The organism is Streptomyces coryli, from assembly GCF_011044975.1.
GTDB classification, from domain to species: Bacteria; Actinomycetota; Actinomycetes; order Streptomycetales; family Streptomycetaceae; genus Streptomyces; species Streptomyces coryli.
On record NZ_JAAKZV010000047.1, the window covers coordinates 1 to 17,672 of the forward strand.

Below are 17,672 nucleotides of genomic sequence, written 5' to 3' on the forward strand. Positions count from 1 at the left end.
GACCTGGCCTCCATGGCGTACGACCACATCGCGCACGATCGCCCCATGTCTTTCACTGCCCCGGTCCGGACGGCGGCCCTCGGGTCCGCGCTTGCAGCGAGCTTCCTCCTGGCGGGGTGCGCCCAGCCAGGCGGGGGTGAGGACACCGCCGGGGGCGGGGCCCAGGCGCAGCAGGCGGTGCAGAATGTGTCGCCCTTCTGGGCCGACCCGCGCAGCGACGCCGCCAAGCAGGTCGCCTCCTGGCAGAAGGCCGGGCGGGACAAGGACGCCAAGCTGCTGGAGCGGATCTCGGAGCAGCCGCAGGCGGTGTGGCCGACCGGGGGCGAGGACCCGGGGCCCGACGTCAAGCAGGCGGTGGAGACGGCGGCCAGGAACAAGGCCGTGCCGGTGCTCGTCGCGTACAACATCCCGCACCGCGACTGCGGGCAGCACTCCGCGGGCGGCGCCAAGGACGCCAAGGCGTACCAGAAGTGGATCGGCGCGTTCGCCGACAACATCGAGGACAACAAGGCGATCGTGATCCTCGAGCCGGACGCGGTCGCGCACCTGATCACCGGCTGCACGCCCAAGAGCGAGTACAAGGAGCGCACCCAGCTGCTCTCCGGGGCGGTCGAGCGGCTGAAGAAGAAGCCGAACGTCAAGGTCTACCTCGACGCCGGCACCTCCGGGTGGGTCACGGACTACGGCAAGCTCGCCAAGCCGATGTTCGACTCCGGCGTCGCGCAGGCCGACGGCTTCGCGCTGAACGTCTCCAACTTCCAGCCGACGGACGAGGTCCAGGCCTACGGGAAGCTGGTCTCCAGGCGGCTCGGCAAGGCCCACTTCGTCATCGACACCAGCCGCAACGGCAACGGGCCGCTCCCCGGCAACCGCAAGAACCCCTGGTGCAACCCGCCGGGCCGGGCGCTCGGCGAGCCGCCGACCACCAAGACCGGCGACAAGCTCGTCGACGCGTACCTGTGGATCAAGCACCCGGGCGACTCGGACGGTGAGTGCCGCGGCGGCCCGAAGGCCGGCGAGTGGTGGCCGGACTACGCGCTGGGTCTGGCGCGGGCCGCCGCGGCGAACGACCGCTAGAGCGTCTAGGGCACCTTCACCCACTTCGCCTTCGACGGCACGCCCTTGGCGTCCGTGACGAAGAGCATGTACCAGCCGGGCGGCGCCAGCGACGTGTCCTCCGGCGTCTTGAAGGTGACCGAGTCGCCCTTCTTCGTAAGGTCAAGGGCGATCGAGCGCTGCTCGACGTCCGTGACGTGGGTGACCGCGCTCGGGCGCATCAGGCGGGCGTTCTTGACCTTCTTCGCGTCCTCCACGGTGAAGGTCGCCTTGGCGCCGCGCTCCAGCTTCTTCGGGCCCTTGCCGATGGTGAGCCGCTCGGCCTTGCCGTCGGCGGTGTGCAGATACGGCGGCTCGTAGACCTCGATGCGCTTCTCGAACTCGCCGAGGACCGTGTTCGCCTTGTTGCCGTACAGCGGGTCGGAGCCGAAGGTCGCCACCCGGCCGTCGGGGAGCAGCATCGCCTCGGAGTGGTAGTTGCGGCCGACCGTCGGTGAGGCCGCCTTCGTGAAGCGGTTCTTCTCCGGGTCGTAGATCTGCGACTTGAAGACGTCGCTGTTGGAGCGGCCGCGGTAGTCCTTCGAGCCGCCGGTGGTGAAGACCGAGTCGTCCGGCATGATCACGCTGTTGAGATAGCGGGTCCCTTGCGGGAGGTCCGGGCCCTTCTTGAAGGAAGGGGTCTCCTTCATCAGGTCCACCACCGCGGTGCGCGGCGTGGCCTTCTTGGACTCGCCGACCCCGCCGCCGCCGAGGATCATCACCTTCTGGTCCTGGGCCGGGGGCAGCAGCAGCGAGCTGGAGGTCTCGGTCTCGTCCTTGTCGGTGAGGCCCGGGACCGGGGTGAACTTGTTCTTCTTCACGTCCCAGGTGCCGGGCTGGCGGCCGCGGTCGGCGGCGCCGTAGCCGGCGTTGGAGCCGGAGTAGAAGAGCTTGCCGCCCTTGGTGAGGAAGAGCGCCGGGTAGGTCGGGAAGTAGCGCTTGGGGCCCTTGGTCCACTTCCTGGTCTTCGGGTCGTAGATCTCGTTGTCGCCCTGCAGGATCTCGCCGATGTCGTCGAGGCCCGAGACCGCCATCACCTTGCCGTTGGCGAGGGTCACCAGCGTCGGGTACCAGCGGGCGGCGTCCATGGCCTCGACGCGCTCGTACTTCTCCGTCTCCGGGTTGAACTCGAAGGCGTCGCGGATGCCCTGGAAGTCCTGCTTCTCCAGGGTCATGCGCTGGGCGAGGCCGTAGACATTGTCGAGGTCCTTGCCCTGCAGACCCTCCACCGTGTACTGCGAGGGGCGGTTGTTGACCGCCTCCCGGCCCTTGTCCACCGCCTCGACGAAGACCTTCGCCTCGCTGGCCTTGACGGTGACCTTGCCCTTCTTGCCGTTCGACTTCTTCTTCGCCTTCGGCAGGTCGACGGGGAAGGCGGTGCGGTACTCGATGCCGGCCGCGGATATGAAGCGGGTGCCCTTGGGCAGCCGGTGCTTCTTCTCCGGGTCCTCGTTCTTGACCACCATCCGGCCGCCGGCCTTCTCCACGTCGCCGTGCAGCTTCTCGTAGCGGGCGGTGCCGCCGGCGACCAGCAGATTCCCGCTGGGCAGCTGCGCGTGGCCGGCGCAGAACATGTCGGCGGGGGTGGGGATCTTCTTGTACGTGTTCTTCTCCGGGTCCCACAGGACGGTCTTGAACTCGCCCGCGTCGAACTGCTCCTGCTTGTTCCCGGAGCCCGCGACCAGCAGCACTTTGCCGGTGTGCAGCAGGGCGGCGTGGATGGAGTTCAGCCGGTAGCCGTCGGGGACGTCCATCAGCCCCCAGCTGCCGTACTGGGCCTTGTACTTCGGCTGCGAGATCACGTAGTCGTGGTACTGCTCCTTGGCGAAGCCGTACGTCGCGGGCGCGTTCATCGCCGCGAGCAGCACGATCACGCCGCCGCCGACGGCGGTCTTCTTCAGGTTCAGGCGCTTGCGCTTGCTGTCCCCGTGATCAGGCATCTGCGATCAGCTCCCCACTCGTCGTCAGTGCGGGGTCCGGCTCCCCCGCCGGTTCCTTGATTTCCTTGGCGAGGGACACCCCGCGGCGCGGCCGCTGCACATCGGCGAGCTCCGGCGCCTCGGCGGCCCGGGTCGCCCGCCTGTCCCGCAGCAGGCACCAGCCCCAGATCGCCGCCGGCGCGATGGCGATGCCGGTGCCGAGCACCGTCCAGGTCCGCATCGCCACATGCGTGTTGTTGAAGACGATCGAGGCGAGGAACGAAACCGCCAGCAGCGCCGCCCAGGACAGGTGGATACGGAAGGTCGCCAGCCGGTCCGGACTGGCCGTGGCGCCCTTCGGCGTCACCACGAACTTGCTCGGCCGCCGCAGCACCGCGTCCACGAAGGACTTGAAGTAGATCGGCGCCGACATCGCCGACATCGCCATGCCCGCCACGCCGCCGGAGCCCTCCGGCTCGTGCGGGGAGACGTTGTGCCGCCGGTTCCACATGTAGAGCCCGATCTGCAGCGCGGCGGCATCGGCGTAGAGCATCAGCCAGACCTCGCTGGGCACCTGGGTGCCGGAGGCGCCGAGCCACAGGAAGAGCACGCAACTGAGCGCGCCGAGCAGCCAGTTGACCGCCGTCATCGGGTAGTAGGCGAGCATCAGCGAGTAGCTGGCGAGCCGCCCGACGGGGAAGCGCTCTTCCCCGCGCCCGTACTGATTGATGAGCGTCTCGTACGTGCCCCGCGACCAGCGCATCTGCTGGGTGAAGAAGTCCGTCCAGGACTCCGGGCCCTCGCCGACGGCGAGCACGTCGGGGGTGTAGACGGAGCGCCAGCGCTGCCCGGTCTCCGGGTTGCGGGTGCGGTGCAGCTCGAAGCCGGTGGCCATGTCCTCGGTGATCGAGTCGTAGAGGCCGCCGATGCCCTTGACCGCGGATATCCGTACGGCGTTGTTGGTGCCGACGAACATCGGGGCGCCGTAGCGGTTGCCCGCCCGCTGGATCAGCGCGTGGAAGAGGAACTGCTGCGACTCCGCGAATTTGGTGACGGTGGCGTCGTAGTTCCCGTAGACCTGCGGGCCGACGACGAAGGCGATGTCCTCGTCGCGGAAGTAGCCGAGCATCCGCTCCAGGAAGTTCGGCTGCGGGACGTGGTCGGTGTCGACCGAGGCGAAGAAGTCATAGGCGTCGCCGTGCGCCTCGAGCCAGGCGTTGTAGTTGCCGTGCTTGGTCTTGGCCTTGTTACGGCCCTCGGGCTGGTTCCACTTTTCGACGCCCTTGCGGGAGAAGTGCCTGACGCCCAGCTCTTCGCAGAGCGCCCGGGCCTCGGGGTCATTGCCCTCGTCCAGCAGCCAGACGTGCAGGGTGCCCGGGTGGTGCATGTTCACCGCGCCCGTCAGGGTCGCCCGCACCATCGCTATGGGCTCCTTGCCCGGCACGTAGGTGGTGAGGAAGGCGACCTTGGTGCCCTTCGCGGGCGGGACGGGTATCGGGTCGCGGGCGACCATGGTCGCGTGCGCGATCGAGACGACGTTGATGAGCCGGAACGCCTCGATCAGGAAGATCGAGAGCAGCATGACGGCGTCCGCGGCTATCAGCCAGAACGGGGCGCCGTGGCGCTCGGTCCAGTGCGACGGCCAGACCAGGTACAGCAGCAGCACCAGCGACAGCACCGGGGCGAGCGCCATCAGGGCTATCGCGCGTATCCGGTGCGGCTCCTGGGAGAGCAGGCTCCGGTACTGAACGCGATACGTTCCGTCCGGGGCCGGTTCGGTCAGCGGTCCCGCGAGACGGCTGAATTTCTCGTAGTCGTAGCCCCTCGGCTGCACAATCCCTCCGGCTGATCGACGAAGCCGACAGTCCTACCCAAATAGGGACATGAGGGTGTGTCGAGCCGGAGGGGGCCGAACGATTCAGCGATCAAGCAGCCTGGCGTGCCTGCGCGGCGATCACCGACGCCTCGCTCTCCCGGCGGAGCATGCGGTCGGCGAAGAAGCCGCCGGTCGGGAGGACGGAGAGGATGAAGTAGATCGCGCCCTTCTTGAAGTCCCACTTCGAGCGGTTCCAGGCGTCCGCGAGGAAGAGGACGTACGCGATGAAGAGGACGCCGTGGATCGCGCCCATCACCGGCACGGCATTGAAGTCGGTGGTCCGCTTGAGCACCGAGCAGACGAGCAGCAGCAGGAAGGACACGGCCTCGGGTCCGGAGACCAGGCGGAGGCGGCGCTGGGCGGCGGCGGTCTTGATGTCCATGGAGAACCTTCGGTCCGGGGGCTTCGGCTTGTGCAGGGGTTCACAAGCTCCTTGCCATTGTGCCAAGCCTTTCCGTACGCCCTTCTCCGGGGGCATCCGCGCCGGATACCGTCGCATCCGTGGCGGACTTCACACTCCAGGGGAGCAAGGTGCTCGCCGTCCGGATGGGCGGCGACTCCGTAAAAGCGAAGAACGGCGCCATGGTCGCGTACGACGGTCAGATGGCCTTCAAGCGGCTCAGTGGCGGCGGCGAGGGGATACGGGGGATGGTGACCCGGCGGCTGGCCGGCGAGTCCATGACGATGATGGAGGTCAAGGGGACGGGGACCTGCTATTTCGCGGACCGGGCGAGTGAGATCAACCTCGTCCAGCTGGGCGGCGAGAAGCTTTGGGTAGAGGCCAGCAATCTGCTCTGCACCGACGGCGGCCTGCGCACCGGCACCGCCTTCACCGGCCTGCGCGGCGCCAGCCAGGGCAACGGCCTCTTCACCACCACGCTGGAGGGCGCGGGCACGGCCGCGATCATGTCCGACGGCCCCGCGGTGGTGCTGCGGGTGGCGCCCGGCATGCCGCTGACGGTGGACCCGGGTGCGTACGTGGCGCACACCGGCAATCTCACCCAGCAGTTCCAGTCGGGCGTGAACTTCCGCACCGTCATCGGTGAGGGCGGCGGCGAGGCGTTCCAGATCCGGTTCGAGGGGGACGGGCTCGTGTACGTGCAGCCCAGCGAGCGCAACACGATCGGGGGCGACGTCTGATGCCGTTCACCCAGGTCAACAGCAAGGTCGTGCAGGCGAAGATCCAGGCCGGGCAGCGGCTGTACAGCCAGCGCGGCGCGATGCTCGCCTACTCCGGCGCGGTCTCTTTCACTCCGGACCTGGCAGGCGGCCAGGGCGGCATCGGCGGCATGATCGGCCGCCGGGTGGCGAACGAGGCCACGCCGCTGATGACGGTCGAGGGCGACGGCACGGTGATGTTCGGCCACGGCGGCCACCACATCGAGGTCATCGAGCTGTCCGGCGAGACCCTCTACGTCGAGGCCGACCGGCTGCTTGCCTTCGACGGGCAGCTGCGCCAGGGCACGATGTTCATGGGCCAGCAGGGCGGCGTCATGGGCATGGTCCGCGGCCAGGTCACCGGCCAGGGCCTCTTCACCACCACCCTCGCGGGCAACGGCGCGGCGGCCGTGATGGCGCACGGCGGGGTGCTGGCCCTGCCCGTAACGCCGCAGTCGCCGGTCCATGTGGACCCGCAGGCCTACGTCGCGCACCGCGGCGAGCTGCAGAACAAGCTGACCACCGCGCTCGGCTGGCGCGAGATGGTCGGCCGCGGCTCAGGAGAGGGCTTCCAGCTGGAGCTGACCGGCAGCGGCACGGTGTACGTACAAGCCTCGGAGGAAAAGCTGTGACACCCCCCGTATCAGCTCCTGTGATCCACGACGTCAACACGCTGCCCTCCGGGGACAACGTCAACCCGTACGCCTTTAGCGTGGACGTGCAGGGCCAGTGGTTCCTGCAGAAGGGGAAGATGATCGCCTATTACGGGCAGCTCTCCTTCGACGGCGTCGGCCACGGCCGCTTCGACCGGCTGCTCGCCGGATCCTTCCATTCGCCGATGCACGCGGCGGACTGGGTGGTGGCCGAGGGCAGCGGAAAGATGCTGCTCGCGGACCGGTCGTTCGACATCAACTCCTACGACCTCGACGACGGCAACCTCACCATCCGCTCCGGGAATCTGCTCGCCTACGAGCCCGGCCTGGCGCTGAAGCAGTCAATCATCCCGGGCTTCCTCACCCTGATCGGTACGGGGAAGTTCGTCGCCGCGTCCAACGGACCGGTGATCTTCGCCGAGCCGCCGATCCGGGTCGACCCGGAGGCGCTGGTCGGCTGGGCCGACTGCCCGTCGCCCTGCCATCACTACGACCACCAGTACCTGCGCGGCGTCCTCGGCGGCGTGCGCAGGCTCACTGGCCTGGGCGGGGCGTCGGGGGAGGAGCACCAGTACGAGTTCGTCGGCGCCGGGACGGTGCTGCTGCAGTCCTCGGAGCAGGTGATGGCGGCGCGCCCGACGGGCGCCACGCCGGGTCAACAAGGCGTTCCACGGCAGCGCGGCGGCGTCGGAGGCCTGCTCGATATGTGAGCCATACTCTGCGGCGCCCCGTCCCCCAAGACCCGCTGCGTAGGTGCCCGTCCAGATGAAGACTCGATGGCTGAGTGATTCGGAACAGCGTGCCTGGCGCACCCATCTCGAGGTGAGCCGCATGCTGATGTATCAGCTGGAACGGGACCTGCAGCCCTACGGCCTGACGAACAACGACTACGAGATCCTGGTCAACCTCTCGGAGGCGGACGGCCGCCGGATGCGCATGAGCGATCTGGCGGCCGCCACGCTGCAGTCCAAGAGCCGGCTCTCGCACCAGATCACCCGGATGGAGAGCACCGGTCTGGTACGGCGCGAGCACTGCGAGTCGGACCGCCGCGGTCTCTTCGCCTGCCTGACCGACCAGGGTTGGCAGACGATACAGCGGGTGTCCCCGCACCATGTCGCGTCGGTCCGCAAGCACTTCATCGACCTGCTGACGCCCGACCAGCTGGAGACCGTGCACAAGGCCCTGAGTCCGGTGGCCGGCCGGCTGCGGGAGCTCAGGTCGTAGGACAGGCTCCAGGCCTTACGCCACCGCGCCGCCCACCAGCGCGATCCCCAGCGGCGTGCGCTCGTACAGCACCTCGTGCCGCGCCCGCCGCGCGGACAGCAGCCCTGCCGCCCTGAGCACCTTCAGGTGCGCCGATACGGACGAGGGCGCGAGGCCCACCCGCGCGGCGAGCGCGCTGGTCGACGCCGGCTCGTCCAGCGCGGCCAGCACCCGGGCCCGGCCCGTCCCCAGCAGCTGCTCGAGGGCCTGCGCCGCCTCCGGCGCGGCATGCCGCAGCCACAGCCCGCCGACGCCGCGGGCCGGATAGATCACGGTCGCCTGCCACGGCGGCCGGAAGCCGCTCACCACATCGGGCCACACGAACGCGCTCGGCATCAGGAGCAGCCCGTCCCCCTCCAGGGCCCGCTCGTAGACCTCGCGGTCCCGGGTCTGCACGGTCACCACGCCGTCCTCGTACGACACCCGCTCGTGCAGCCCCGCGAACAGGCCGGCGAGGCCGTGCGCCGCCAACTGCCGCGCCCGGTAAGCGATCTCCGCGTCCAGCAGCTCGCGCAGCCGCGGCCAGTACGGCTCGACGAGCGTGTGCCAGGCCCGCTCCGTAAGATCCGCCAGCCGGCGCACCGCGGCCGCCGGATCGGTGAGCAGCTCCTGCCCGAGCGCCGAGTCCCGGGCGCCCGGGATGGTGGCGAACGACAGCTCCATCTCCGCGCGCGCCAGCTGCGGGTCGGTCGCCCGCAGCCGGGCGATGCCCTCCTCGGGTGAGGTGTACGCGGACTGCGGCGGCCCGCCGAGGAAGTCCGGCGTGTACGCGGGCCGGTCGGCCGGCATGAAGATCCACAGCGGCTCCAGATCGAGCCCGGCCGCCGCCCCGCTCAGCTGCCGCAGCCACGGCAGGTGATAGCCGTGCCGGTCCGCGCGCCGCAGCGTACGCACGGCCTCGTGCGTCTCGAAGACCGGCGAGATCGCGAAGCGACACCGCAGCAGGTCATCGGCGCCGACGCGCATCAGCACCGGCATGGCCACCTCCAGAGATTCGGCTCCAGCCGAAAGACTAGATCGCCCCGGCGGCCGGGCACACCGTTTCCTCCATGACCACGACCACCGCCGCCGCCCCGAAGTCCGTCGGCTACCGCGCCGTCTTCGCCGTCCGCGAGTTCCGCTACGTCTTCGCCGCGCACGTGCTGTCCATCCTCGGCGAGGTCGTGGCCGCCATCGCCCTGACGGTGCTGGTCTACGAGCAGACCGCCTCCCCGCTGCTGTCCGCCCTCAGCTTCGGCGTCGGCCTGCTGCCGTACGTCCTCGGCGGCGTGCTGCTCTCCGAGGTCGCCGACCGCTACCCGGCCCGCCGGGTGCTGGTGACCTGCGACCTCTTCGCCGCCGTCTGCATCGCGGCGATGGTGCTGCCCGGGATGCCGGTGGTCGCGCTGCTGCTGCTCCGCTTCCTGGCCGGCGTCGTCTCGCCGGTCTTCGCCGGGACCCGGGCGGCGACGCTGAGCGACATCCTCGGCGAGGGCGACCGCTTCGTCCTCGGCCGCTCGGTGATCCGGCTGACGGCGCAGAGCGCGCAGCTCGTCGGCTTCGCGCTCGGCGGCGTGCTGGCCGCCTTCTCGCCGCGCGGCACGCTGCTGTTCACGGTGGCGGGGCTGCTCGGCTCGGCGCTGGTGCTGCGCCTGGGCACCCGGCGCCGCCCGGCGCGCTCGGCGGCGGACGGCTCGCGGGCCGGGTCCGGCGCGGTCGTCGCCTCGCTGGCCGCCGCCCGCGGCCTGCTCGCCGACCGCCGCATCCGCGCGCTGATGGTCTTCCTCTGGGTCCCGCCCACCTTCGTGGTCGCTCCGGAGGCGCTCGCCGCCGCGTACGCCGACGAGCTCGGCCTCAGCGCCGTAGGCCTCGGGCTGATGCTCTGCGGAATGCCGGTGGGTGCGCTGGTGAGCGAGGCTCTCGCGGGCTCCCTGCTGGGCCCGCGCGGCCGCGCCCGGATCGTGCTGCCGGTCGGGGTGCTGGCGACGGTCCCCGCGATCGGCTACGCCGCCCATCCGTCCTTCGCCTGGGCGCTCCCGCTCCTGGTCCTGACCGGCTTCGGCATCTCGTACTCGCTCGGCCTCGACCAGTGGTTCATCGCCGCCGTCCCGACCGAGCTGCGCGGCCGGGCGATGACGCTGCAGACGGCAGGCCTGATGACCTTCCAGGGATTGGGCATGGCGGGCGCGGGGGCGGTGGCGGAGTGGCTGCCGGTGCATGTGGCGATCGCCGCGATCGGCATTACGGGGACGGTGTGCTCGGCGCTCGCGGCGGTCGCGGTCGTACGCACCCGGCCGAAGGGCCGACCGAAGGGCGAGACGGGGCTGACCACGATATGACCAGCCGGTAGGGTCGGCCTCGTGCCGAAGCCGCTCAGTCTGTCGTTCGACCCGATCGCACGCGCCTCCGATCTGTGGGAGCAGCGCTGGGGCGCCGTGCCCTCGATGGGTGCGATCACGTCGGTGATGCGCGCCCACCAGATCCTGCTCTCGCAGGTCGACGCGGTCGTGAAGCCCTACGGACTGACCTTCGCGCGCTACGAGGCCCTGGTGCTGCTCACCTTCTCCAAGGCCGGCGAGCTGCCGATGTCCAAGATCGGCGAACGCCTGATGGTCCACCCCACCTCGGTCACCAACACCATCGACCGCCTGGTGACGTCCGGCTACGTCGACAAGCGCCCCAACCCCAACGACGGCCGCGGCACCCTCGCCTCCATCACCGACAAGGGCCGCGAGGTGGTGGAGTCGGCCACCCAGGACCTGATGGACATGGACTTCGGCCTGGGCGCGTACGACGCCGAGGAATGCGCGGAGATCTTCGCGATGCTGCGCCCGCTGCGGGTGAGCGCGGGGGACTTCGAGGAGCGCTGACGGGGGCAGCTACCCTCGTGGGCATGAAGAAGAGCGTTCTGACCCGGTACCGGACGATGGCCTACGTCACCGGTGTGCTGCTGGTCCTGCTGTGCCTCGGAATGATCGGCAAGTACGTCCTGGACCTCTCGGGTGCGGACGGCTTCACCAAGGTCGTCGGCATCGCCCACGGCTGGCTGTACATCCTCTACCTGGTCTTCGCCTTCGACCTGGGCTCCAAGGCGAAGTGGCCGGTCGGCAAGCAGCTGTGGGTGCTGCTCGCGGGCACGATTCCGACGGCGGCGTTCTTCGTCGAGCGGAAGGTCAGCCGCGAGGTGGAGGCGAAGGTCACGTCGGATGACGGGGACCTGGCGAAGGCCTGAGGTCTGAGTCCTGAGGCCTGAGGGGCACCTCTCTGACCTGGCTCCTTGCGTGAACGGCCGCTAACCCGGGACAATTACTAGGACGTCCTAGTAACTGCCCGGCGAACCCGGGCTCGGAGAGGCGGTAACGGCATGGACGCCGAGCAGATCGGGGCAGGTCGCAAGCGCTGGCAGGAGCGGTACGACGCCGCCCGTAAGCGCGACGCCGACTTCACGACGCTCTCCGGCGACGCGGTCGAGCCGGTCTACGGACCCCGCCCAGGTGACGCGTACGAGGGCTTCGAGCGCATCGGCTGGCCGGGGGAGTACCCGTTCACCCGCGGCCTGTACGCCACCGGCTACCGCGGCCGCACCTGGACCATCCGGCAGTTCGCGGGCTTCGGCAATGCCGAGCAGACCAACGAGCGCTACAAGATGATCCTGAAGGCGGGCGGCGGCGGCCTGTCCGTCGCCTTCGACATGCCGACGCTGATGGGTCGCGACTCCGACGACCCGCGCTCGCTCGGCGAGGTCGGGCACTGCGGGGTGGCGATCGACTCGGCGGCGGACATGGAGGTCCTGTTCAAGGACATCCCGCTGGGCGACGTCACGACATCGATGACGATCTCGGGCCCGGCGGTCCCGGTCTTCTGTATGTACCTGGTCGCGGCGGAGCGCCAGGGCGTGGACCCGGCGGTGCTCAACGGCACGCTCCAGACCGACATCTTCAAGGAGTACATCGCGCAGAAGGAGTGGCTCTTCACCCCCGAGCCGCACCTGCGCCTCATCGGCGACCTGATGGAGCACTGCGCGCAGGGCATCCCCGCGTACAAGCCACTGTCGGTGTCCGGCTACCACATCCGTGAGGCGGGTGCGACAGCCGCGCAGGAGCTGGCGTACACCCTCGCCGACGGCTTCGGTTACGTGGAGCTGGGGCTGTCGCGGGGCCTCGACGTGAATCGTTTCGCCCCAGGGCTGAGCTTCTTCTTCGACGCCCACGTCGACTTCTTCGAGGAGATCGCCAAGTTCCGCGCGGCGCGCCGGATCTGGGCGCGCTGGATGCGCGATGTGTACGGGGCGACGAGCGAGAAGGCGCAGTGGCTGCGCTTCCACACGCAGACGGCGGGCGTCTCGCTGACGGCGCAGCAGCCGTACAACAACGTGGTCCGGACGGCAGTCGAGGCGCTGGCGGCGGTGCTCGGCGGCACGAACTCGCTGCACACGAACGCGCTGGACGAGACCTTGGCGCTCCCGTCCGAGCAGGCGGCGGAGATCGCGCTGCGCACCCAGCAGGTGCTGATGGAGGAGACCGGCGTCGCCAACGTGGCCGACCCGCTGGGCGGTTCCTGGTACCTCGAGCAGCTCACGGACCGCATCGAGGCCGACGCGGAGAAGATCTTCGAGCAGATCAAGGAGCGGGGGGTGCGCGCGCACCCGGACGGTCAGCACCCGATCGGCCCGATCACGTCGGGCATCCTGCGCGGCATCGAGGACGGCTGGTTCACGGGCGAGATCGCGGAGTCGGCCTTCCAGTACCAGCAGTCCCTGGAGAAGGGCGACAAGAGGGTCGTCGGCGTGAACGCCCACCACGGGTCGGTGACCGGCGATCTGGAGATCCTCCGGGTCAGCCATGAGGTGGAGCGCGAGCAGGTGCGGGTGCTCAGCGGCCGTAAGTCGGCCCGGGATGATGCGGCGGTACGGGCGGCGCTGGACGGGATGCTGGCGGCGGCCCGCGATGGCTCGAACATGATCGAGCCGATGCTGACGGCGGTGCGCGCCGAGGCCACGCTGGGGGAGATCTGCAATGTCCTGCGGGACGAGTGGGGGGTCTATACGGAGCCGGCGGGCTTCTGACGTTGTGCCCTATGCCGCGCCCGCCCGCTGGTCCCGCTGGCTGAGGGCGGTCTCGCGCCGCTGCCACGGGGGAGTTGGCATCGGATGGTGACGGCCGCGCGGCCGGCTTCCCGCTGGTCCCGGCGCCGGTGAGTTGGCTGGCTACGGGAGGGGTGGGGCGTTGGTCTGCCGGGCGGCGCTCGTGGTCGGCGGTCCCAGTAGCGGGCTGGACGGCTTGGGGTGCCGGGTGGCGGTGCGCCTCGCCTGCCCGTCAGGACTGCGGGAGGATGCCTGCCCTTCCCCCGACACACCCCCAGGAAAAAGAGCGCGCGCCTACCCTCGTGCGCCCCGCGCTCGTGCCTTCGCGCCTCGCCCTGCCCGGGCCAAGCCCCGCCCCGCAGGCCACCACAGTCCCGCGCCCGGACGCCCCGGCCTCCACTTCCCCGGGCCCCCGGGCTCCTCCGCCCTGCCGCGTTCCGCCCGGAAACAAACCGCTGCCCGGCAGATCAACGCCCTCCGCCGCCCCACTCCTCCCGTAGCCAGCCAACCCACCGGCACCGCCCGGAACTCACGACGGCAACGCGGCCGTCACCATCCGCTACCAACTCACCCGCTGCCAACTCACCCGCGCCGACCTCGCCCCACGCGACGGCCTACGGCCGGGGATAGGCTCAGCAAGTGCACAGAAAACGAATCCGCGTCTCAACGGTCGGTTTCTGCGCCATCTGGTGGGCTGCAGCCACCGCCGGATTCTGGCTGCTGAGCAAGCTCAGCGACCAAGCCATGGGATGGCCGACCGCCGCCTGCTTCGCCCTCGTCGCCATCGTCAGTGGAGCCTTGGGCGAACGGTCACGCAACCGCCGACGCCGGCGAAGTCCCGGGTAAGACCCTGTTCGGCCCGTAACGTCCCGCCATAGAGTCGCCCCATGATCTGTCGTCAGTGGCGTGGCTGGACCACCAAGGACAACGCCGACGCCTACGAGCACATCGTCCGGGGACAAGTCATCCCCGGCATCGAGGCGATGCGCATACCAGGTTTCCTCTCGATCGACCTGGCCCGGCGCGAGCGCGACAGCGAGGACGACGTAGAGTTCATGACCCTGATGTGGTTCGACGCTCTCGCCTCCGTCAAGGCCTTCATGGGTGAGGACTACGAGACGGCACACGTGCCCGCCGCCGCCCAAGCGGTGCTCACCCACTTCGACAAGCAGTCCGCGCACTACGAGGTACTCGACCGCCGCGACCAGCCCCGCCTCTGAGCGCAGCCCCCGCGGTCGGACCGACGCGAGCGGGTGGCGGCCTCACCGCGCCTCCAGGCGATAGCCGGCGCCGCGGACCGTGTGGATCAGCCCGGGGCCCAGCTTGCGGCGCAGGGCACTCACGTACACCTCGACGATGTTCGGGTCGCCGCTCTCGTACGCGAAGTCCCAGGCGTAGTCGAGGATTTCGGCCTTGGACACCACCTCGCCCGGATGCAGCGCAAGCTGCTCGAGCACCGAGAACTCCTTCTTGGTGAGCGGTATTTCGGCGCCCGCGCGCAGCACGCGCCGGGCCACCGCGTCCACCCGCAGGTCACCCAGGGCAAGCGCAGCCCGCGTGCGGCCGGCGCGGTAGCGCAGCAGAGCCTTGATCCGGGCCACGAGCACCACAAATGAGAACGGCCTGGTGAGGTAGTCGTCCGCCCCCGTGTCCAGCCCTTCGGCCTCGTCGTACTCGCCGTCCTTGCGGGTGAGCATCAGGATCGGTACGTCATCGCCCGCGGCCCGCAGCCTGGCGCAGACCCGGTATCCGTTCAGCCCGGGCAGCAGGACGCCGAGCACGATCAGGTCGTACGGCGCCATGGCGGCCCGGTGCAGCCCCGCGATGCCGTCGTGGACGACGTCCACGGCGAAGCCCTGCGCCTTCAGACCCTTGGCCAGGGAAGCGGCGAGCCGTTTCTCGTCCTCCACGATCAGCAGACGCATGCGCCCCGGCCTCCTCTCACGCACACCTGAAATGATCTTCGACTGGCTTCAGGTTCCCTTCAGGTTCTTTGCGAAAGATTAGTACCTGTCGTACTTAACAGGACAAAGCGCCTGATGGGAGCCCCATGAATCGCAAGATGATCATTGCCGTCATCACCGCAGCCCTCGTCGGCGGCGGTGCCACGACCGCCCTCGCATGGAGCGACGGCGAGGACCGGGCCGCGCGAGCCGCCCAGGCCAAGGCCGGCCCCGCTGAGGCGTCCGGTCCGCGGCTCTCCGCCGAGCAGGCCGTCGTCGCGGCACTGAAGGCGCAGCCGGGTACGGCGGTCTCGGTGACCAGTCACAGCGACGACGACGATCGCGGCTGGGAGGTCGAGATCCTGGGCTCCGGTGCGACCGCGCACACGGTCCACGTGGATCCCGTAACCGGCAAGATCCTGACTCGCGAGGCGGAGCGGGACGACGACCACCGGGACGACCGCACCGCACTGCGCGGCGCGCAGATCACCGCCGCCGAGGCCGCCAGGGCCGCCGCCGCCAAGGGCGTCGTCACCTCCGTCGACCTGGACGACCGCGACGACGACCGCGTGGCGAGCTGGGACGTGGAGACGGCGGACGGCCGCGACTGGGACGTCAACCTGACGACCGGAGCGGTGACCGCAGACCACGACGACGCGGACGACTCCCGCTCGTACCGAGTCGATGACGATGACGATGACGACGATGACCGCTATGGCGACGACCGGGATGATGACGACGCGGACGACGACGGCGACGACCACGACGACGACTGATCGCATCAAAGTCGGCTGAGCCCGCCCGTGGCCGGGAGCGCTTCGTGGACGCACTCCCGGCCGTCCCGCCAAGCCGTTGCAGACCACAAGCTGGAGGAGCCCCTATGCTGAAGCAGGTCGCGGAAGGTGTGCTGGTCCACCAGAGCGAGCTACTCCAGAACAACACCGCCGTCGTGCAGGGCAGCAGTGGCGTGCTGCTCGTGGACGCCGGGATCACCGGCGGTGAAATGGCCTGTCTGGCGAACGACCTTCGCGAGTTGGGGCAGCCCGTCATCGCGGGCTTCTCGACACACCCCGACTGGGATCACGTCCTCTGGCATGCCGACCTCGGCGACGCGCCCCGTTACGGCACAGCCCGCTGCGCGGCCCACATGCAAGAGCTGCTGTCGAACTCGGACTGGAAGGCCCGCGCCGCCGAGGGGCTACCGCCGGAAATCGCCGAGGAGACTCCGCTGGACCTCTTCGGTCGCATCACGCCGCTGCCCCCTGGGACGGCCCGGCTTCCCTGGGACGGCCCCGAGGTCCGGATCATCGAGCATCCGGCGCACTCGCCGGGCCACGCGGCGCTGTTGATCGAAGAACGCCGGGTCCTCGTCGCCGGCGACATGCTCTCCGATGTCTTCGTTCCGATGCTCGACGACGTGAACGACACCAACGACCCGATCGAGGAGTACCTCGTCGGGCTGCGCCTGCTCGAGGCCGTAGCGGACGACGTCGATACCGTCATCCCCGGCCACGGGTCCGTCGCCATCGCCGATCAGGTACGCGCCCGGATCGACCTGGACCGAGCCTACGTACACGCCCTGCGCGACGCCCGCACCCCCACCGACCCGCGAATCGGCCCGACGGCCAAGCCCGGCTGGGAATGGGTGAACGACATCCACGAGGGCCAATTCCAGCGCTTCGCCAAGGGGTCCCAACCATGACGCTCCCGCCGGACTTCCGAGGCAACGCCCTGGTGGTACATGGCCACTCGGTGCTGTACGAGGTAAGCCAGGGCCATGCGGACGCCCGGACCGGCACGCAATGCACCGCCGCCACCCGCTTTCAAATCGCCTCGGTGAGCAAGCAGTTCACGGCTGCGGCGATCATGCTGCTGGTCGAACGGGGCGCCGTCGCGCTGGACCACGAAGTGAGCCGCTGGATCCGCGGCTGCCCGCCGACCTGGCGCGGGATCACCGTGCATCACCTGCTCACGCACACCTCAGGCCTGGGGCACTGGGAAGACTTCCCCGCGCTGGACCTGACCGCGTGGCTGCCGCCCGACGAGGTGCTGAAGACATTCCACCAGTCCGCGCCGAAATTCCCGGCCGGTGCCGACTGGTACTACAGCAGCCCCGCGTACGTACTGCTCGCCCACATCGTCGAACAGGCCGGCGGCGAGCCGTACCGCCGCTTCCTCGGTCGACACATCTTCGAACCGCTCGACCTGCGCGACACGTTCGCCGGCTCGCCCGGCGACCGGTCCGGCCGGTCCGACCGGTCCGACCGGTCCGAGCTAGCCACCGGCTACGCCGGGACCACCGTGGCACCGTCATTCGAGTTGGACGCGGTCGGCATGGGCGCCGGCGACATCTGGTCCACCACCGGCGACCTGCTCCGCTGGGACCAGGCCCTGGCCACGGACGGCCTCCTCGGCAGCGAGTCCCGGCGGCTGCTGTTCACGTCACACGCACCGACCGGCTTCGAAGGTCAGCTGGATGCGTACGGCTACGGCTGGCAGCTCGGCCGGATCGCCGGGCACGCCGTGCGCTGTCACAGCGGCGACAACGCCGGATTCAAAGCGTTCAATGCCTGGTTCCCGGACCTGTCCGCCTACGTCATCGTGCTGGCGAACAACCAAGAGACCGACCCCTACGCCCTCACCCTTCGCCTCACCGAAGCACACCTCACGAACCCCACGACCCCCTGACGGTCGTCGACGCGG

Annotated in this window: 18 protein-coding genes; 13 read left to right on the forward strand and 5 right to left on the reverse strand. The window is 69.7% G+C overall.

What is annotated here, in order from left to right; genetic code table 11:
• Positions 1 to 45: 45 nt before the first annotated feature.
• Positions 46 to 1,077, forward strand: coding sequence for a glycoside hydrolase family 6 protein (locus tag G5C51_RS13510; protein ID WP_165236855.1), 1,032 nt, complete (start codon positions 46 to 48; stop codon positions 1,075 to 1,077).
• 5 nt (positions 1,078 to 1,082) lie between these two features.
• Here the strand turns inward: G5C51_RS13510 and glxA are convergent, their stop codons facing one another.
• The 3 genes from glxA to G5C51_RS13525 all read right to left on the reverse strand — a co-directional run bounded on the left by glxA (position 1,083) and on the right by G5C51_RS13525 (position 5,272).
• Complete coding sequence (glxA, locus tag G5C51_RS13515; RefSeq protein WP_165236857.1) at positions 1,083 to 3,035, reverse strand: radical copper oxidase GlxA; 1,953 nt, start codon at positions 3,033 to 3,035, stop codon at positions 1,083 to 1,085.
• The gene (locus G5C51_RS13520; protein ID WP_165236859.1) at positions 3,028 to 4,848 is read right to left on the reverse strand and encodes a glycosyltransferase; all 1,821 of its coding nucleotides are present in this window, start codon (positions 4,846 to 4,848) and stop codon (positions 3,028 to 3,030) included. The genes glxA and G5C51_RS13520 overlap by 8 nt, the downstream gene beginning before the upstream one ends.
• A gap of 91 nt (positions 4,849 to 4,939) precedes the next feature.
• Positions 4,940 to 5,272 (reverse strand): DUF3817 domain-containing protein, encoded by a 333-nt coding sequence (locus G5C51_RS13525; RefSeq protein WP_165236861.1) that lies wholly within the window; start codon positions 5,270 to 5,272, stop codon positions 4,940 to 4,942.
• 119 nt (positions 5,273 to 5,391) lie between these two features.
• On the opposite strand from G5C51_RS13525, the gene G5C51_RS13530 reads away from it, so the two are divergent.
• Genes G5C51_RS13530 through G5C51_RS13545 form a run of 4 tightly spaced genes read left to right on the forward strand, consistent with a single transcriptional unit; the run spans position 5,392 to position 7,925 of the window.
• Entirely contained in the window at positions 5,392 to 6,030 is a 639-nt protein-coding gene (locus G5C51_RS13530) for an AIM24 family protein (RefSeq protein WP_165236863.1), read from the forward strand.
• A complete protein-coding gene (locus G5C51_RS13535; RefSeq protein ID WP_165236865.1) occupies positions 6,030 to 6,680 on the forward strand; it encodes an AIM24 family protein in 651 nt (216 codons plus the stop codon). Before G5C51_RS13530 ends, G5C51_RS13535 begins: the two co-directional genes overlap by 1 nt.
• Complete coding sequence (locus tag G5C51_RS13540; RefSeq protein WP_165236867.1) at positions 6,677 to 7,411, forward strand: AIM24 family protein; 735 nt, start codon at positions 6,677 to 6,679, stop codon at positions 7,409 to 7,411. The genes G5C51_RS13535 and G5C51_RS13540 overlap by 4 nt, the downstream gene beginning before the upstream one ends.
• A 55-nt stretch (positions 7,412 to 7,466) precedes the next feature.
• Positions 7,467 to 7,925: a MarR family winged helix-turn-helix transcriptional regulator gene (locus G5C51_RS13545; RefSeq protein ID WP_165236869.1), complete on the forward strand. Its 459-nt coding sequence runs from the start codon at positions 7,467 to 7,469 to the stop codon at positions 7,923 to 7,925.
• Positions 7,926 to 7,940: 15 nt separating this feature from the next.
• On the opposite strand, the gene G5C51_RS13550 is transcribed toward G5C51_RS13545, so the two are convergent.
• The gene (locus G5C51_RS13550; protein ID WP_165236871.1) at positions 7,941 to 8,942 is read right to left on the reverse strand and encodes an ArsR/SmtB family transcription factor; all 1,002 of its coding nucleotides are present in this window, start codon (positions 8,940 to 8,942) and stop codon (positions 7,941 to 7,943) included.
• A 71-nt stretch (positions 8,943 to 9,013) separates the two neighbouring features.
• Between G5C51_RS13550 and G5C51_RS13555 the strand changes: the two genes are divergently transcribed.
• The 5 genes from G5C51_RS13555 (at position 9,014) to G5C51_RS13575 (ending at position 14,246) form a co-directional block, all read left to right on the forward strand.
• The gene (locus tag G5C51_RS13555) at positions 9,014 to 10,282 is read left to right on the forward strand and encodes an MFS transporter (protein WP_165236873.1); all 1,269 of its coding nucleotides are present in this window, start codon (positions 9,014 to 9,016) and stop codon (positions 10,280 to 10,282) included.
• Positions 10,283 to 10,303: 21 nt separating this feature from the next.
• The gene (locus tag G5C51_RS13560) at positions 10,304 to 10,813 is read left to right on the forward strand and encodes a MarR family transcriptional regulator (RefSeq protein WP_165236875.1); all 510 of its coding nucleotides are present in this window, start codon (positions 10,304 to 10,306) and stop codon (positions 10,811 to 10,813) included.
• A 23-nt stretch (positions 10,814 to 10,836) separates the two neighbouring features.
• The gene (locus G5C51_RS13565) at positions 10,837 to 11,175 is read left to right on the forward strand and encodes a DUF3817 domain-containing protein (RefSeq protein ID WP_165236877.1); all 339 of its coding nucleotides are present in this window, start codon (positions 10,837 to 10,839) and stop codon (positions 11,173 to 11,175) included.
• Between the two features lie 132 nt (positions 11,176 to 11,307).
• On the forward strand, positions 11,308 to 13,008 hold the full coding sequence (locus G5C51_RS13570) for a coenzyme B12-dependent isobutyryl-CoA mutase large subunit (RefSeq protein WP_165236882.1): 1,701 nt from the start codon (positions 11,308 to 11,310) through the stop codon (positions 13,006 to 13,008).
• Positions 13,009 to 13,913: 905 nt separating this feature from the next.
• A complete protein-coding gene (locus tag G5C51_RS13575) occupies positions 13,914 to 14,246 on the forward strand; it encodes an antibiotic biosynthesis monooxygenase (protein ID WP_165236883.1) in 333 nt (110 codons plus the stop codon).
• 42 nt (positions 14,247 to 14,288) lie between these two features.
• On the opposite strand, the gene G5C51_RS13580 is transcribed toward G5C51_RS13575, so the two are convergent.
• Positions 14,289 to 14,951, reverse strand: a complete 663-nt coding sequence (locus G5C51_RS13580) for a response regulator transcription factor (RefSeq protein ID WP_165236884.1) — start codon at positions 14,949 to 14,951, stop codon at positions 14,289 to 14,291.
• A gap of 125 nt (positions 14,952 to 15,076) precedes the next feature.
• On the opposite strand from G5C51_RS13580, the gene G5C51_RS13585 reads away from it, so the two are divergent.
• The 3 genes from G5C51_RS13585 to G5C51_RS13595 all read left to right on the forward strand — a co-directional run bounded on the left by G5C51_RS13585 (position 15,077) and on the right by G5C51_RS13595 (position 17,657).
• A complete protein-coding gene (locus G5C51_RS13585) occupies positions 15,077 to 15,745 on the forward strand; it encodes a PepSY domain-containing protein (protein WP_165236885.1) in 669 nt (222 codons plus the stop codon).
• Positions 15,746 to 15,849: 104 nt separating this feature from the next.
• Positions 15,850 to 16,671: an MBL fold metallo-hydrolase gene (locus G5C51_RS13590; RefSeq protein ID WP_165236886.1), complete on the forward strand. Its 822-nt coding sequence runs from the start codon at positions 15,850 to 15,852 to the stop codon at positions 16,669 to 16,671.
• Complete coding sequence (locus G5C51_RS13595; RefSeq protein ID WP_165236887.1) at positions 16,668 to 17,657, forward strand: serine hydrolase domain-containing protein; 990 nt, start codon at positions 16,668 to 16,670, stop codon at positions 17,655 to 17,657. Before G5C51_RS13590 ends, G5C51_RS13595 begins: the two co-directional genes overlap by 4 nt.
• The last annotated feature ends 15 nt before the right edge of the window (positions 17,658 to 17,672 follow it).